The 15,227-nt window shown below is 71.4% G+C and carries 17 protein-coding genes; 9 read left to right on the forward strand and 8 right to left on the reverse strand.

Translation table 11 applies throughout. The features are described from left to right. The first annotated feature begins 15 nt into the window (after positions 1-15). From ACZ7OU_RS09115 to ACZ7OU_RS09125, 3 genes are read left to right on the forward strand one after another with little or no spacing between them, the layout of a single operon-like run. Positions 16-834 carry an NUDIX hydrolase gene (locus ACZ7OU_RS09115; RefSeq protein ID WP_470240644.1) on the forward strand — a complete coding sequence of 273 codons (819 nt, stop codon included), beginning with the start codon at positions 16-18 and terminating at the stop codon, positions 832-834. Continuing rightward, positions 831-1,601 (forward strand): MBL fold metallo-hydrolase, encoded by a 771-nt coding sequence (locus tag ACZ7OU_RS09120; RefSeq protein ID WP_470240645.1) that lies wholly within the window; start codon positions 831-833, stop codon positions 1,599-1,601. The genes ACZ7OU_RS09115 and ACZ7OU_RS09120 overlap by 4 nt, the downstream gene beginning before the upstream one ends. Next, on the forward strand, positions 1,598-1,849 hold the full coding sequence (locus tag ACZ7OU_RS09125) for a glutaredoxin family protein (RefSeq protein ID WP_470240646.1): 252 nt from the start codon (positions 1,598-1,600) through the stop codon (positions 1,847-1,849). The genes ACZ7OU_RS09120 and ACZ7OU_RS09125 overlap by 4 nt, the downstream gene beginning before the upstream one ends. Here the strand turns inward: ACZ7OU_RS09125 and ACZ7OU_RS09130 are convergent. Together ACZ7OU_RS09130 and ACZ7OU_RS09135 are read right to left on the reverse strand one after the other, a co-directional pair. Beyond that, complete coding sequence (locus ACZ7OU_RS09130) at positions 1,830-3,011, reverse strand: carboxylesterase family protein (RefSeq protein ID WP_470240647.1); 1,182 nt, start codon at positions 3,009-3,011, stop codon at positions 1,830-1,832. The genes ACZ7OU_RS09125 and ACZ7OU_RS09130 overlap by 20 nt on opposite strands. Further along, entirely contained in the window at positions 3,008-3,826 is an 819-nt protein-coding gene (locus ACZ7OU_RS09135) for a VOC family protein (protein WP_470254720.1), read from the reverse strand. Before ACZ7OU_RS09135 ends, ACZ7OU_RS09130 begins: the two co-directional genes overlap by 4 nt. A gap of 83 nt (positions 3,827-3,909) precedes the next feature. Here ACZ7OU_RS09135 and ACZ7OU_RS09140 point away from each other — a divergent pair, with 83 nt between their 5' ends. Beyond that, a complete protein-coding gene (locus tag ACZ7OU_RS09140; RefSeq protein WP_470254721.1) occupies positions 3,910-4,875 on the forward strand; it encodes an Lrp/AsnC family transcriptional regulator in 966 nt (321 codons plus the stop codon). 103 nt (positions 4,876-4,978) lie between these two features. Here ACZ7OU_RS09140 and ACZ7OU_RS09145 read toward each other — a convergent pair whose 3' ends face one another. From ACZ7OU_RS09145 to ACZ7OU_RS09160, 4 genes are all read right to left on the reverse strand, one after another. Further along, a complete protein-coding gene (locus ACZ7OU_RS09145; RefSeq protein ID WP_470254722.1) occupies positions 4,979-6,040 on the reverse strand; it encodes a DNA polymerase III subunit beta in 1,062 nt (353 codons plus the stop codon). Positions 6,041-6,077: 37 nt separating this feature from the next. Further along, complete coding sequence (locus tag ACZ7OU_RS09150) at positions 6,078-7,328, reverse strand: MFS transporter (RefSeq protein ID WP_470254723.1); 1,251 nt, start codon at positions 7,326-7,328, stop codon at positions 6,078-6,080. A 442-nt stretch (positions 7,329-7,770) separates the two neighbouring features. Beyond that, positions 7,771-8,445 (reverse strand): Crp/Fnr family transcriptional regulator, encoded by a 675-nt coding sequence (locus ACZ7OU_RS09155; RefSeq protein ID WP_003081747.1) that lies wholly within the window; start codon positions 8,443-8,445, stop codon positions 7,771-7,773. A 149-nt stretch (positions 8,446-8,594) separates the two neighbouring features. Beyond that, positions 8,595-8,846, reverse strand: coding sequence for a hypothetical protein (locus ACZ7OU_RS09160; RefSeq protein WP_013230551.1), 252 nt, complete (start codon positions 8,844-8,846; stop codon positions 8,595-8,597). 227 nt (positions 8,847-9,073) lie between these two features. On the opposite strand from ACZ7OU_RS09160, the gene nth reads away from it, so the two are divergent. From nth to ACZ7OU_RS09180, 4 genes are read left to right on the forward strand one after another with little or no spacing between them, the layout of a single operon-like run. Beyond that, complete coding sequence (nth, locus tag ACZ7OU_RS09165; protein WP_470255900.1) at positions 9,074-9,757, forward strand: endonuclease III; 684 nt, start codon at positions 9,074-9,076, stop codon at positions 9,755-9,757. Further along, complete coding sequence (locus ACZ7OU_RS09170; protein WP_470254724.1) at positions 9,754-10,353, forward strand: TlpA family protein disulfide reductase; 600 nt, start codon at positions 9,754-9,756, stop codon at positions 10,351-10,353. Before nth ends, ACZ7OU_RS09170 begins: the two co-directional genes overlap by 4 nt. After that, on the forward strand, positions 10,350-11,048 hold the full coding sequence (locus ACZ7OU_RS09175) for an NUDIX hydrolase (protein ID WP_470240654.1): 699 nt from the start codon (positions 10,350-10,352) through the stop codon (positions 11,046-11,048). The genes ACZ7OU_RS09170 and ACZ7OU_RS09175 overlap by 4 nt, the downstream gene beginning before the upstream one ends. A gap of 3 nt (positions 11,049-11,051) precedes the next feature. Further along, entirely contained in the window at positions 11,052-12,236 is a 1,185-nt protein-coding gene (locus ACZ7OU_RS09180; RefSeq protein WP_470254725.1) for a MarP family serine protease, read from the forward strand. On the opposite strand, the gene ACZ7OU_RS09185 is transcribed toward ACZ7OU_RS09180, so the two are convergent. After that, positions 12,233-13,114 (reverse strand): TetR/AcrR family transcriptional regulator, encoded by an 882-nt coding sequence (locus tag ACZ7OU_RS09185; protein WP_470240656.1) that lies wholly within the window; start codon positions 13,112-13,114, stop codon positions 12,233-12,235. The genes ACZ7OU_RS09180 and ACZ7OU_RS09185 overlap by 4 nt on opposite strands. Before the next feature lie 109 nt (positions 13,115-13,223). Here ACZ7OU_RS09185 and ACZ7OU_RS09190 point away from each other — a divergent pair, with 109 nt between their 5' ends. Beyond that, positions 13,224-14,312: an FAD-dependent monooxygenase gene (locus ACZ7OU_RS09190; RefSeq protein ID WP_470254726.1), complete on the forward strand. Its 1,089-nt coding sequence runs from the start codon at positions 13,224-13,226 to the stop codon at positions 14,310-14,312. Here ACZ7OU_RS09190 and ACZ7OU_RS09195 read toward each other — a convergent pair. Further along, entirely contained in the window at positions 14,305-15,225 is a 921-nt protein-coding gene (locus ACZ7OU_RS09195) for an alpha/beta fold hydrolase (RefSeq protein ID WP_470254727.1), read from the reverse strand. The two genes, ACZ7OU_RS09190 and ACZ7OU_RS09195, sit on opposite strands and share 8 nt — an antisense overlap. Positions 15,226-15,227 lie beyond the last annotated feature (2 nt).

Consider the following 15,227-nt stretch of genomic DNA (forward strand, 5'->3'; position numbering starts at 1 on the left):
AGGTATGTTTCCCGGGTGGAGCAGCCAAAGGAGTTTGTCTTCGACATCCCCGTCGGTGCCGGGGTAGCCACCCGCGCCAACGCCGACGGGCCGCCCGCCGTCCCCAAGCACGCGGCCACCGTGATCCTGGTCCGGGACGGCGCCGACGGCGTCGAGATCTTCCTGCAGCACCGGGTCAAGGGCATGCCGTTCGCGGGCGGGATGACCGTCTTCCCGGGCGGCGGCGTCGACCAGCGCGACGCCGACGCGTCGGTCGCGTGGGCCGGTCCGGAGCCGTCGTGGTGGGCTTCGCGCTTCGGCTGTGACGATGCTCTCGCGCGGGCGCTGACCTGCGCGGCCGTGCGCGAGACGTTCGAAGAGTCCGGCGTGCTGCTCGCGGGCAGCGCGGACGCGGTGCTCACCGACGTCACGCCGTACGCGGCCGCCCGCCAGGCCCTGGAGACGCGCGAAGTCTCGCTCGCCGCGTTCCTCGCCGACGCCGGGCTGACGCTGCGAGCCGACCTGCTGCGGCCGTGGGCGCACTGGATCACGCCCGAGCAGGAGCCGCGCCGTTACGACACCCGGTTCTACGTCGCGAAGCTGCCCGAAGGCCAGGAGGCGGACGGCGCGACGTCGGAGGCGTCGAGCTCCGGCTGGCAGCGCCCCGAGGACGCCATCGCCGACGCGCGCGAAGGCCGCCGCATGCTCATGCCGCCGACCTGGCTGACGCTGAGCGAGCTGGCCGAGTTCGCCACGGCCGACGACGTGCTGGCCGCGCCGCGCGAGATCGTCCGGATCGCCCCGACCCTGGTGCGTGAGAACGACCACGTCCGCGTCGTGCTGGAGCAGCGATGAGCGCCCCCGCGTACGGCGTGCTGCGCCAGGTGTCCCCGACGGCGTCGGTGCTGCTGGAGAACAACCCGTCGTCGATGACGCTCGAAGGCACCAACAGCTGGGTGCTGCGGGCGACGCCGTCGGACCCGGCGGTCGTCGTCGATCCCGGCTACCGCGATCTCGAGCACCTCGAGCTGCTGGCCGCGGCCGGTTCGGTGGAGCTGGTGCTCCTCACGCACTTCCACCCCGATCACGCCGAGGGTGCGCCATGGTTCGCCGAGCGCGTAGGCGCACCGGTGCGGGCCTTCGACCCTTCGCTGTGCGTTTCGGCCGAGTCCTTTGTGGACGGGGAAGAGATCTCCGCCGGCGGTCTGTCGATCCGCGTGCTGCACACGCCCGGCCACACCGACGACTCGGTGTCGCTGCTGCTCGACGGCCAGGTGCTGACCGGCGACACCATCCTCGGGCGCGGCACCACGGTGCTGCACGACCTGGGTGACTACCTGCGCTCGCTGCGGAAGCTGATCGAGCTCCCGGCCGGCACGCTCGGGCTGCCCGGCCACGGTCCGGAGCTCCTCGATCTCCCCGCGACCGCCCGCGAGTACCTTGCCCATCGGGAACAGCGGCTCGACCAGGTGCGTTCGGCTCTGAAGACACTGGGTGCGGAGGCCACTCCGCGCCAGGTCGTCGAGGTCGTGTACGCCGACGTCGACCAGGCGCTGTGGGCGCCGGCCGAGTGGAGCGTGCAGGCGCAGCTGGACTACTTGCGGTCGGAGGAACAGGGATGAGCAACGTCGAGGTCGAGTTCTACTGGCGGCCGGGGTGCGGGTTCTGCGCCGCGCTCGACCGGCCGATGTCGAGGAGCGGCTTCAACATCCGGAAGATCAACATCTGGGAGGACCCGTCCGCGGCCGCGCGCGTGCGCGAGGTCGCGAACGGGAACGAGACGGTCCCGACCGTGATCGTCGGGTCGACCGCCATGGTCAACCCCTCCTTCGCCGAGGTCGAGGCCGCGGTCAAGGCCGCATCGGCCTGATCCCGTCCCACGCCGGGCTGGGCCGCTTTCCGTGCAGGAAGGCGGCCCAGACTTCGCGAAGCCCGGTTTCCTCTTCGAGTCCCTTCGGCGCGCCTTCGAGCATCGGCGCGTCCCAGACACCGTGGGTCCCGAAGAGGAACGGGAGGTCGATGCAGTGGCACGCCTTGAACCGGTTTCCCGGTGCCTCCCACTCGAAGCGGTAGACGAAGGCGTCGAGCTTCTCGGTCAGCGTTTCACTGATGAAGTAGCGGTTCGCGGCTTCGGCGGTTTCTTCCGGCGCGTCGGGCGCGAACGCACGCAGCTCGTCTTTCGTCGAGCTGATGAGCGCCGAACCCGCCGGGGCGGCCTCGATGAGGTCCTCCGCGACGAGGTCGCCGTCGGCGACCAGCTGGAACGGCGGCTCGAGGGAGCCGGGCTTCGCTGTCTTGGCCGCGACCCTGAGCTGGGCTTCCAGTAGCTGCTGCGTCGGCGCTGTGCGGAGGTCGTCGCCGAGTTCTTGCTGCAGCAGCAACGCGTTCTGACTCGCATCGTCCCAGGTGGACGGTCGCATGCCGAGGGGTGCGCTCTGTAGCGCGATCCGTTTGACGAGACCCCGGGCGCGCGGCGCCGACCACAGGGCGAGCGTCGACTGCGCCCCGGCCGACTGTCCGCCGAGGGTGACGTCGGCGGGGTTCCCGCCGAACGCGGAGATGTTGTCGCGGACCCATTCGAGCGCGGCGAGCTGGTCGGCGATGCCGAGGTTGGGCGGGATCCCCTGTGCGCAAAGGAAACCGAGTGCGCCGAGGCGGTAGTTGAGCGTCACGACGACGGCGTCGGCGTCGCGGGCCAGGCGCGTGCCGGTGTACCAGACCTGGGCGCCCGAGCCGCTGGAGAACCCGCCGCCGTGGATCCACACCAGCACCGGGCGGCTCCCGGTGGCCGACGGCGTGAAGACGTTGAGCGACAGGCAGTCCTCGCTCTGCGGCAGGGGCATCGGCCCGAGGGCGTGCTCCAGGCGTGACGGCGGCTGCGGCGCCGCGGGGCCGGGCTCGAGCGCGTCCCGGACGCCGGTCCACGGCTTCGGCTTCTCCGGCGCCTCGAAGCGTTTCGCGGTGGCGAAAGGGATTCCGCGGAACGCGCCTTCGGTTCCCCGGATCCGGCCGGTCGTGGTTTCGACGATCATCGTGCCTCCTCGAAGTACAGTGCGGCGCCTGCCGCGTCCGCGGCCCGGACGAAGAACCCGTTGCCGCGGCTGGTGGTCGGGACGTGCTCCTCGATCAGCTCGCGCGCTTTCGCAAGATCCGCGACCAGGACGCCGTGCGCGGCGAAGTATGGCAGCGCTTTCGGGGTTTCCCCCGGCAGGACGGTGCCGAGCTCGCTCACGCCGACGATGTCGACGAGCTGCTGCCCGTTGGTGATGACGTCGTAGCGCTGCTGATAGGCGCCGATCTCGGCATCGGGGACGACCAGGACGATCCCGGCGATCCCGCGGGCGCCGTTGGGGTGGCCGAGGTAGCGCGGCTGGTGGACGTACTCCGGGGTGAGGTGCTCGGCGGTGTGGAGGATGCCCTCGGGCGTCCGGTCGCGGCGGATGTGGACGCTGCGGAAGCGTGCGGTGCGCGTGCCTTCGGGCAGTTCGACGTCGCGTTCCAGCTTCAGCACGCCGGAGTTCGAGAGGCCGGCTTCGCTGAGTCTTTTCGACGCCTCTTCGGAGTCGTCGGCGAAGGAGCAGCCGTGGAGGCCGTCGCCGCGGGCGTCCAGGATCGGCAGCACGCGCCAGGGGTCGCCGGCGGCTTCGTCGACGATGCCGATGAACTCGAGGAACGAGCCGCCGAAGTAGGCGCAGCGGTTCGCCGTGCAGCTCGGGACGGGTTCGGTGTCGTCGCTGGCGGACGCGAAGTGGCGCGAGGGCGGGCTGAGCGTGAAGCCGAACTGCTCGTAGCGCCGCCAGGTTTCGTCGTAGGCCCTGGTCAGGAAGACGGTGTGGTCGATGTTCATGCCTTCAGGGTGGAGCTCGGTGTTCTTTTCTTCCGCTCGGTCGCGGATTGTGCGCGGATTCCGACATTGCCTAGGCTGTTCTGGTGGAATCCGGCCTGCTCGACGACCTCGACCGCCGCCTGGCGCACGCGCTGCAGCTGGACGGCCGGGCGTCGTTCAGCACGATCGCGTCGGTGCTGGGCGTCTCGGACCAGACGGTGGCGCGCCGGTACCGGAAGCTGCGGTCGTCCGGGGTGCTGCGGGTGGTGGGCGTCCCGGAGGCGGCGCCGCTGGGGCAGGTCCATTGGCTGGTCCGCCTGCGCTGCGTCCCGGACGCGGCGGCGCCGATCGCGGCGGCCCTGGCCCGGCGGGCGGATACGCAGTGGGTGAGCCTGATGTCGGGCGGCACGGAGATCGCGTGCTTCATCCGGGCGCCGTTGCGCGAGGAGGCGGACGGGTTGTTGCTGGGCCAGCTGCCCCGCACGCCGCGGGTGGTGTCGATGACGGCGTACCGGCTGCTGCGCCGTTTCGCGGGCGGGCCGGCGGGGTGGTCCGGTCGTTCGAGTGCGTTGTCGGCTTCGCAGGTCGCTGCGTTGAGCCGCTCACCTGTCGCGTCCCCGTACCGCCCGGAATCGGGGGACGTCGGCTTGCTGACGGCGTTGGCCCAGGACGGCCGAGCCGACATGTCGACATTGGCGGCGGCCGCAGGCCGATCGGAGTCGACGGTCCGCCGTCGCCTGTCGGCGTTGTGCGAGTCGGGAGCGCTGTACTTCGACGTGGAGGTGGACGCGGCCCTGCTGGGCTACCCCCTGACGGCGACGCTCTGGCTGACGGTGGCGCCCTCGGAGTTGGAGTCGACGGGCCGAGCGCTGGCAACGCACCCCCAGGTGGCATTCGCGGCAGCGACAACGGGCCCATCGAACCTGGTGGCAAACGTAGGCTGCCCCGACGACGCGGCGCTGTACGCATACTTGGCCGACGACCTGGGCGGGCTGGCGGGAGTCCAACAGGTGGAGACGGCCCCGATGATCCGCACATTGAAACGCTTCGGCACGCTGGCACCGGTGTAGCGGGAGCAAGCCACTCGGCGAGCGCGCGATCTTGACCGGCGAGCAATGGGTCTCGATCGGGAACCGGCGACGGCCGATGTCGTCGTCCGGGACCTCACCGAGATCATCGGCTGAGCATCGGCATCAGGTAGTAAGTCAGCTCCACCTCCCCGGGCTCCGCGGCCCGCAGGACGCAGGCCCGCATCCCCGGCTGGATCGACAGCTCCACCCGCGAACCGCCGAACGCCTGCAAAGCGTCCAGCAAGTACCCCGCCTGGAACGACGGAGACGTCCGGCCACCGGAAACCTCCGCCTTCAGCGTCTCCTCCGCCTCTCCCGTGTCCTGGCGCGCACTCGCCAAACGGACTCCGGCGTCCCCGACCTCCAAAGTCAGCACCCGGCGATCCTCCGCGTACACCCCGACACGACGAACCGCCGCCGCCAGGGCGTCCGCGTCCAGGGTCACCGTTGTGTCGACCGCGCCCGACGGGATCGAGTCCTCCGACAAGAACCCCGCGTCGAGGACCGCCGTGCCGACCAAGCCGCCCTCCCAGCTCAGACCGAAACGGCCCGGGCCCGCGTGCAGGCCCACCACGCCCTTCGCCTGACGGGCCGCCTCGGTCAGCAACGTTGCCGGCACCAGCACGTCCAGCGAGCCCGGCGTACGCAAGGGCAGCCGGGCCACCGCCATCCGGTAGCGGTCGGACGCCGTCAGCGTCAGGCGGTCGGCCGCCTGCACCCGGACGCCCGTGAACAATGGCAACGGGTCGTCCTTCGACGCCGTTCCCGCGACGATCCGCAACGCCGACGCGAACGCTGCTCCGTCCACTTCGGACACTCGAGGTGGCTCGAGAGCCGGTGCTGAAGCAAGCGCCCCGAGGAGGGGTAGCGCGAACCGGGCGTTGTCGAGCCGCAAGGCCAGGCGGCTGCCCTCGACGACCAGGCGCACCAAGTCCGTGTCCAGCATTCGGAGCGTCTCGGCCAGCGGTGCCGCGGGGACGGCGACCGAACCGTCGGTGTGGGTGGTCGCCGGGCAGTCGAACCGGACGGCGAGGTCCGGGTCGCTCCCGGCGACCGTCAGCCCCGCCGCGTCCGCCCGCAACCGCAGGCCGGAGCGAGCCGGCAGCAGTCGTGAAGCGGCGGAGACGGCCGCCGAGAGGCGGTGGGCAGGCGCGGTGACGTCCATGCCCCGCAAGCTAGCGCGGGGCACCGACAAAAACGGCCTACTGCCCGGCGCCGACCAGCTCCGAAACCGGCGTGACCCGCTGGGGCTCCCGGATCGTCCCCCGCAGCAGCCACACCGCCACCGCGAGCAGCAACCCGGCCACACTCGCGGCCAGGAACGCCGCCGACGGCCCGGCGTGCTCGACGATGTACCCGCTGACCGACTGACCGGCGGCCAGTCCCAGCGTCACCGCCGTGAGCACCCAGCCGAACGCCTCCGCGGCGGTCCCGGACGGCGCCACCAGCTCGATCGCCGACGAGTGCGCCGTCGACTGCGGGGTGATCAACGCCCCGGCCAGCAGCATCATCAGCGCCAGGCCCCACAGCGACGACGGCCACGCGAGCAGCGCCACCAGCGCCCCGAAGGCACCGAGCAGCGCCGGCAACCGCAGGCCCATCCGGCGGGGCCACGGGCGCAGGCTGTACGCCACGCCGAACGCCACCGAGCTCAGGGACCACGCCGAGAGAAGCAACCCACCGAACGTCGGGGAGCCGGCTTCGGTCGCCGACGCCGGGACCGCCACCTCGACGAACCCGATCACCACGCCGAAGCCGAGCGCGGCCAGCGCCAGCGTCCGCATGCCCGGGCTCGCCAGCGCGCCCAGCAGCGAACCACCGGAACGCGGAGCAGCGCCCCAGGCTCGTACCACCGGGCTCAGCGCGAACAGCACCGCGCCGGTGAACTGCAGCGCGACGCCCAGCACCAGGCCGGTGCCCGCCCACGGGGCCAAGACCAGCAGCCCGGCCAGGCCGGGACCGAGGATGAAGAACACCTCCATGCTGATCGCCTCGTACGAGAACGCCGCGTTGCGCGCGCCGCCCGGGGGGAGCAGACGGGCCCACAGCGCGCGGGACGCCGACCCGACCATCGGCTCCGACAGCCCGGTGACCGCGCCCAGTGCGACCATCACCGCGGTCGGCGCGTGCGACTCGATCGACGTCACCAGCGCGGTCATCGACAGCGCCAAGGTGACCGCCACGACGAGCAGCGGCCGCGTCGGGCCGAACCGGTCGATCAGCCTGCCCTGGATCACCGCGCCCACCGAGACACCGACGAGCGAGCCGGCCGAGACCAGCCCGGCGGCGGCGAAGGACCCGGTCTCGCGCTGGACGTAGAGCAGCGCGGAGATGCCGATCATGGCGATCGGCAGGCGGGCGAGCACGGACGCGATGGCAGGCCACCGGGCGGCGCGGGTCGTCAGCGCGCTGCGGTAGTCGGCCAGAGACGTTCGACCTTCAGAGTGGGACACGCGTACCAGTATGCCGCAGAGTGGTACGTCGGTACCAGTTATTTGACGGTCAGGTGCGTCACCGGCAGACTGGAAGTGGATCACGTGAGGTCTCGATCGGGTAACACTCACGATATTCTCCGTGGACTCGTGCAACAAAACCGCGTGGACGGCGTCCTTGAGAGTGAATGGCCTTGAATTCGTGGGTATGGGCCGTGATGGTTGAACAACAGCACACAACCCAGCTCCCTCCGGCATATGGGTCGGGGCCTGGTCCGGAGGGCGGGGAGCGCGGATCGTCGGGGGATGGTCCGCGCGACAAACGAAGAGCCGGTGCGCCACGTCGGGGGTGGCGCCCGGCTCTTTGTTGTTGAACAGCGTTGACTGTTTCCAGCGTTGTTGATGAACAGAGCGTGAAGAAGGCCTCCTCACCTGGGTGAGGAGGCCTTCTTGCGAGAGAAGCTCAGCGGGCCCGGCGGGCGAGCCGCTCCGGGTCCAGGATCAGCACGCTCTTGCCCTCGAGCCGCAGCCAGCCGCGGTGGGCGAAGTCGGCGAGCGCCTTGTTGACGGTCTCGCGCGACGCGCCGACGTACTGGGCGATCTCTTCCTGCGTCAGGTCGTGCGTGACCCGCAGCAGGCCGGCTTCCTGGCTGCCGAACCGCTGGGCGAGCTGCAGCAGCGCCCGCGCCACGCGACCGGGGACGTCGGTGAAGATCAGCTCCGCGACCATGTTGTTCGTCCGGCGCAGGCGGCGCGCGACCACGCGCAGCAGCTGCTCGGCGATCTCCGGGCGGGTCGAGATCCACTGCCGCAGCGCCGGGCGGTCCATGGTGACCGCGCGGACCTCGGTGACGGTGGTCGCGCTCGACGTCCGGGGGCCGGGGTCGAAGATGGACAGCTCGCCGAACATGTCCGACGGGCCGAAGATGCCCAGCAGGTTCTCCCGGCCGTCCGGGGACTTGCGGCCGATCTTCACCTTGCCGGACTGGATGATGTACAGCTTGTCGCCGGGTTCACCCTCGTTGAAGATGACATGGCCGCGGGGGAACTCCACGGATTCCAAGGTCTGGGCCAGCGCCTCCGCCGCTGCCGGCTCCACACCCTGGAAAATGCCCGCACGGGCCAGGGTTTCATCCACCTCGGGTGCCTCCTCGTCGAGAAACGTTCACGCCCTCCCTTGGCTGGAAGAGCGTGACGCCGATCACTTGCGCGTCAGTCTAGGGCGTACTCGCGAGATCGCCTGCCGGACGCGCGCGCCCGCCAGATGATCTCGTTCGAACGTGGAGCCTAACTCCGCACGCGCCGCGCGCGAAGCCTGGCCGCCCGTCCGCCCAGCCTACGCAGCCGGAACAGCTCGAGCGCGCGGCCGATGCCGTGCCCGTAGAGCGCCCGGACCTCGTTGGGCTGGGCCTGCTCGAGGAACTCTTCGACCTCGTTCTCCTGCACCGCGACGTGCTTGAGCCTGCTTTCCACGCGCTCCATGAAGAGCGCGAAGAACATGATCACCAGGGGGACCAGGATGACGAACCAGACAGTCATGACCGGACCCCAAAAGTTTCAGTGGGAAGCATCTACTCCAGATCCTCGCTCATGGCGGCCGGGAAACTGCGCCGAGGTGGTGCTCTGGCGTGTCGGTCGTCCACCGGTGCACTGACCGGCTCGTCCGACGGCGCCCGTAGGCTATCGGGGTGCCACCTGCCACCACGAACGCCCCCCAAGAGGGCGCTGGTGAAAGCCGGTTAGCTCTGGTGAGACGCGCCAGGCGGATGAAGCGTTGCCTCGACGACGTGTATCCCGACGCCCACTGCGAGCTCGACTTCACCACTCCACTGGAACTGCTGGTCGCGGTCGTGCTGTCCGCACAGACCACCGACGTCCGGGTGAACCTGGTCACGCCCGCGCTGTTCAAGCGGTACCCGACCGCCGCCGACTACGCGGGCGCCGACCGCGCCGAGCTGGAGGAGTACCTCCGCAGCACCGGCTTCTACCGGGCCAAGGCGAACTCCGTGATGGGGCTCGGCGCGGCGCTGGTCGAGCGCTTCGACGGCGAGGTCCCCGGCAAGCTCGACGACCTCGTCACGCTGCCCGGCGTCGGCCGCAAGACCGCCAACGTCGTGCTCGGGAACGCCTTCGACGTGCCGGGCATCACCGTCGACACCCACTTCGGCCGGCTGGTCCGGCGCTGGGGCTGGACGACCGAAGAGGACCCGGTCAAGGTCGAGCACGCGGTCGGCGAGCTGATCCCCCGCAAGGAGTGGACGATGCTCTCCCACCGGGTGATCTTCCACGGCCGGCGCGTCTGCCACGCCAAGAAGCCCGCCTGCGGCGCCTGCCCGCTGGCCAGGGACTGCCCGTCGTACGGCACCGGCCCGACGGGGTTCGAAGAAGCCGCGAAGCTGGTCAAAGGCGTCGAAAAGGACCACATCCTGGCGCTGGCGGCGCCCCGGTGACGACCGTCACCAAATGGGCGCTGGCCGCCGCTGTGCTGGCGGTGGCGCTCATCGTCGCGCTGCTGCCCCGCGGGGGTGACGACAGCGCCGCGAAGCCGTCAGGAGATCTGGCTCCGGCCCGGTCCGCGGCGGCGCTCCGGCCCTGCCCCGCGGCCAGTCCGGCGCAGCCGGTGAAGCAGCTCGAAGGCGTCAAGGCGGACTGCCTCGGCGACGGCGCGAGCGTCGACGTCGGCAAGGCCCTCGCCGGTGCTCCGGTGCTGGTCAACGTGTGGGCGTCGTGGTGCGAGCCGTGCCGGACCGAGCTGCCCGTGCTCCAGCGGTACGCCGAGCAGCCGGGTGCCGTGCGCGTGCTCGGCGTCCAGGTGCAGAGCCCGGCGAAGGACGGCTTGAACCTGCTGGCGAACCTGGGCGTGCACCTACCGTCGGTGTTCGACGGTGACGGGCGGAGCGGGCCCGTCCGGACGGCGCTGAAGGTGCCTTCGTCGCTCCCGGCGTCCTACCTGGTCACCGCCGCGGGCGAGGTGCGGTTAATCGCGAATCCACGCACCTTCGGGAACACTGACCAGGTGCGTGCGGCAGTCGAGGGGGCATCGTGATCGGACCACTGGTCGAGCCGGAGTCGGTGCCCGAGTGGCTCCGGCCGCTGGTCAAGGTCAGCGCCGAGGTCGATTCGAAGACGTTCACCCGGTTCAGCCCGCCCGAGGACGCCTACACGCGCGCCGCGGCGGTGCTCATCCTCTTCGGCGAGCGCGAAGCCGACGGCGAGCCCGACATCCTGCTCCAGCGCCGCGCCGACACGCTGGGCTCGCACGCCGGGCAGGTCGCGTTCCCCGGCGGCGGCGCCGAGGACGGCGACGGCGGCCCGGTCGGCACCGCGCTGCGCGAGGCCGAAGAGGAGACCGGAGTGGTCCCGTCCGGCGTCCAGCCGGTCGCGGTGCTGCCGGAGCTGTTCGTCCCGGTGTCCGGCTTCGCCGTGACGCCGGTGCTGGCGTACTGGGCCGAGCCGTCGCCGGTGCACGCGGTCGACCCGGGCGAGACGGCGTCCGTCGCGCGCGTCGCCGTCGCCGACCTGGTCGACCCGGCGAACCGGTTCACGATCAAGAAGGCCGGCATGCCGTGGAAGGGCCCGGCCTTCGAGGTCAACGGCCTGTTCGTGTGGGGCTTCACCGCCGGGTTGCTGTCCGTTCTGCTCGGCCTGGGAGGCTGGGAGCGCGAATGGGACTCGGACGACGTCCGGGACCTCGACGAAGCGCTGGCCGCGTTCCAGGCGCGCCTGCAAGGCGAGGAGTAGCGAGTGAACTGGGTCGATGTGCTGGTGTTGCTGCTGGCCGTGCTGGCGGCGGTGTCCGGTGCATACCAGGGCGTGATCGTCGCGCTGCCCTCCCTGGTCGGCGTCGTGCTCGGCGCGCTCGCCGGGATCAAGCTCGCGCCGGTCGTCGTCTCGTTCTTCGACGACCCGGTGTGGAAGGTCGCCTTCGCGGTCGCGACCGTGGTGTTCCTGGTCGCCTTCGGCGAGGCGCTCGGCGTCTACGTGGGCCGCAAGCTGCGGCAGAAGATCAACCCGGACAAGCTGTCCGGGGTCGACAAGTCGCTCGGCGCGGTCGTGCAGGCCCTGGTCGTCTTCATCGTGGCGTGGCTGATCGCGACGCCGCTGACGACCGTGTCCGGCCTGCCCGGGCTGGCCAAGGCGATCAACGGCTCGGTCGTGCTCGGCAAGGTCAACGACGCCATGCCGGAAGCCGCGCAGGGCTTCCCGAGCCAGCTGCGCAAGCTGCTCGACGCGTCCGGCTTCCCGTCGATAGTCGACCCGTTCCAGAAGGCCCCGACGGCCGACACCTCGCCGCCGGACCCGGCCCTGCAGAGCAGCGGGACCGTCCAGGCGCTGCACGGCAGCGTCGTCAAGATCCGCGGCAGCGCCAGCTCGTGCTCACGGTCGCTGGAGGGCAGCGGGTTCGTCATCGCACCTCAGCGGGTGATGACGAACGCGCACGTCGTGGCCGGCACCGACACCGTCGGCATCGAGACGACGCAGGGCGACTACCCGGCGCGCGTCGTGTACTTCGACCCGGAGGTCGACATCGCGGTGCTCGCCGTACCGCGGCTGCGGGCCGACGCGCTGCAGTTCGCGCCGGAGACCGCCACCGCCGGCGACAGCGCGATCGTGCTCGGCTACCCGCTCGACGGCCCGTACCGGGCGACGCCGGCGCGCGTGCGCGGCCGGATCAACCTGCGCGGCCCGGACATCTACGACGCGAACACCGTGCAGCGGGACGTCTTCACCGTCCGCGCGGAGATCCGCAGCGGCAACTCCGGCGGCCCGATGGTGACCCCGGACGGCAAGGTCATCGGCGTCGTGTTCGGCGCTGCGGTCGAGGACCCGGAGACGGGCTTCACGCTCACCGCCGAGCAGGTGCGGGCGGAGGTCGACGCGGCGCCGTCGCAGTCGACGAACGTGTCCACCGGCTCCTGCGCCGCCTAACGCCCGAACCGCAGCGCGAGACCGTCGAGCAGGGCTCGCATGCCCGACTCGAAGATGTCGTCGAGCACCAGGTCGTAGCCGGTTTCGCCGAGCTCGTGGAGCATCTTGGCGAACACCGGGCGGCCACTGATCATCGGCGCCATCGCCGGGGCCTGCTTGTCCATCCACTGCTCCTCGGACAGCCCGGACGCGGCCAGCGCGTGCTGCTCGCGTTCGAGGTGGATCGCGATGCCCTGGACGTAGCTGAAGAACAGCACGTGGAGATCGCACAGCGTCGCCGCGTCGACGCCGAGCTCGCTCAGCGCGGCCAGCGCGAATTCGGCGTGCAGGCCGAGGTTGCGCAGCGGCAGCGGACGGGTGACCGGCGCGAGCTGGGCCAGCCACGGGTGCCGGCGGTAGAGCGACCAGAGCGTCCGGCCGCCGAGCGTCAGCCGGTCCCGCCAGCCCGGCGGCGGGTCCTCCGGGTAGCCGCGCTCGCCGTACGCCGCGTCGGCCATCAGCAGCACGAGCTCGTCCTTGCCGCTCACATACTTGTACGGCGCCATGGTCGCGGCGCCCAGCCGCGCGGCGACGCCACGCATGGACAACGCGGCCAGGCCTTCCGCGTCGGCGATGTCGATCGCCGTGCGCACGATCCGGTCGCGGGTCAGTCCCCGCTGGCTGCCGCGTCGCTCCCGGCTCGCGACGACCGTGCCCGACCGCGGCTCGGCGCGCACCAGCCCCTCCTGGCTCAGCAGGGCCAGGGCCTTGGCCGCGGTCGCCATCGCGACGCCGTGGACGGCCGCGAGCCGCCGGGTCGACGGCACGCGCGCACCCGGCGGCAGCTCGCCACGCGCGATCCGGGCACGTAGCTCGTCGGCGATGACCACGTACTTCACGGTTGCCTCCTGACCTAGCACAGAGAGCAATCTGTACTAGGACAGATTTGTCGCTTGAACTGTGTCATCTCCACTGTGGTGCACACAAGCGTACGACTCTGGAGGAACAATGCGAAACGTCCTGATCTCCGGTGCGGGTGTCGCCGGCGGCACCTTGGCCTGGTTCCTGGCCCGCGCCGGCTGGGCGGTGACCGTCGTGGAGCGCGCGCCCGGCCCGCGCACCGGCGGCCAGGCGATCGACGTGCGTGGCGTCGCGCTCGACGTCGTCGACGCGATGGGTCTCGGCGAGCGGATGCGGGCGGTGCGCACCCGGATGCGCGGGATGTCCGTGGTGGACGGGACCGGGCAGGAGCTGTTCCGGTCCGAGGAGTTCACCTACAGCAGTGGCCGCCTCGACAGCGACGACTTCGAGATCCTGCGCGACGACGTCGTCGCGATCCTGCGGGACGCGGCCGACGTCGAGTATGTCTACGGCGACTCGGTCACGGCGTTGACGGAGGACGCGCACGGCGTGCGCGTCGAGTTCGAGCGCGGCGGGTTCCGGACGTTCGACCTGGTCGTCGGCGCGGACGGCCTGCACTCGGCGGTGCGGCGGCTGGCCTTCGGACCGGAGGAGGAGTTCACCACCCACCTCGGTCAGTACCTGGCGATCTTCCCGGCGCCGAACTTCCTGGGGCTCGAGGACTGGCAGGTCTGGTTCCGGCACGAGGAGACCGGCGGGGCGATCTACCCGGTCCGCGACAACACCGAACTGCGCGTCACCCTCGGCTTCGGGTCGGAGCCGCTGCCCCGCCAGGACGTCGAAGGGCAGAAGCGGCTCATCGCCGAGCGGCTGGGCGGGATCGGCTGGGAGGTGCCGAAGCTGCTGGAGGCGATGGCCGCCGCGGACGTCTTCTACTTCGACGCGATGGCCCAGATCCACCTCGACCGCTGGTCGGAGGGCCGGGTCGTACTGCTCGGCGACGCGGCCTACTGCGCTTCGGCGTTGTCAGGGCAGGGGACGAGCCTCGCGCTCGTCGGCGCGTACGTCCTCGCGCAGGAGCTGGGCCGTGCGGAGCGCGAAGCGGCCTTCGCGGCTTACGAGCGTCGAATGCGGCCCTTCGTCGAGCTCAACCAGGCGCTGGCGACGGAGAACCCGACGGGCGGTCCGGCGGAGGAGTCGGTCGAGCGGGCGAAGAACGCCATCGACCTCACTTGATGAAGTCCACCAGAGCCGCCGAGGTGCGCTCGGGGACCTCGAGGTGGGGGAAGTGCCCGACGCCGGGCCAGAGTTCCGGCTCGGCGTGCGGGCCCGCCCAGCGCACCGACGACGTCGCCGTCTCGGGGAGGATGCAGGTGTCGTCGGCGCCGTGCAGCTGCAGCGTCGGCGCCGTGATCCGGGCGTCGACGGCGTCGGTGAACCGGCGGCCCTCACCGCGGAACTGCGCGCGGAACGCCCAGCGGTAGTACTCGAGCGCGCTGTGCGCGACCCCGGGCACGAGCATCGCCTGCCGGAACGCGCCGACGCTCTCGGTGAAGTCCGTCGTGGACCGCCAGCGGCTCCCGGCCCAGTCGCCGAACAGGTCCTCGACGGCCTGGGCGTCGTTCTTCACGAGCCACTTCTCCGGCGCCATCGGGACCTGGAAGCGGAACAGGTGGCCGGCCGCGCGGCCCTGGCCACGCCACGGGCGGCCGGCCCCCGACCGCAGGGCCAGCGGGTGCGCGGCGCCGATCGCCGTCACCGACGACACGAGCCGGGGGTGCAGGGACGCGACCGTCCAGGCGAGCATGCCGCCCCACGCGTGCCCGACGAGGTGCGCGCGGCGCGCCCCGAGCGACTTGATCAGGCCGCCGACGTCCCCGGCGAGCGTCCACGCGTCATAGCCGCGGGGCGGCTTGTCCGAGTCGCCGTAGCCACGCAGGTCGACGGCGACCGCGCGGAACCCGGCGTCGGCCAGTGCCCGCAGCTGGTGGTGCCACGTCCACCAGAACTCGGCGAACCCGTGCAGCAACACCACGACGGGCCCCTCGCCGAGCTCGGCGACGTGCAGCCGGATGCCGTTCGCGGAGACGTCGCGGTGCGCCCATGGGCCGTCGAGGCGGACGCTCGACGGATCGGGGGACGCGTGCAACG

This window comes from Amycolatopsis sp. NPDC114505, from assembly GCF_055633615.1.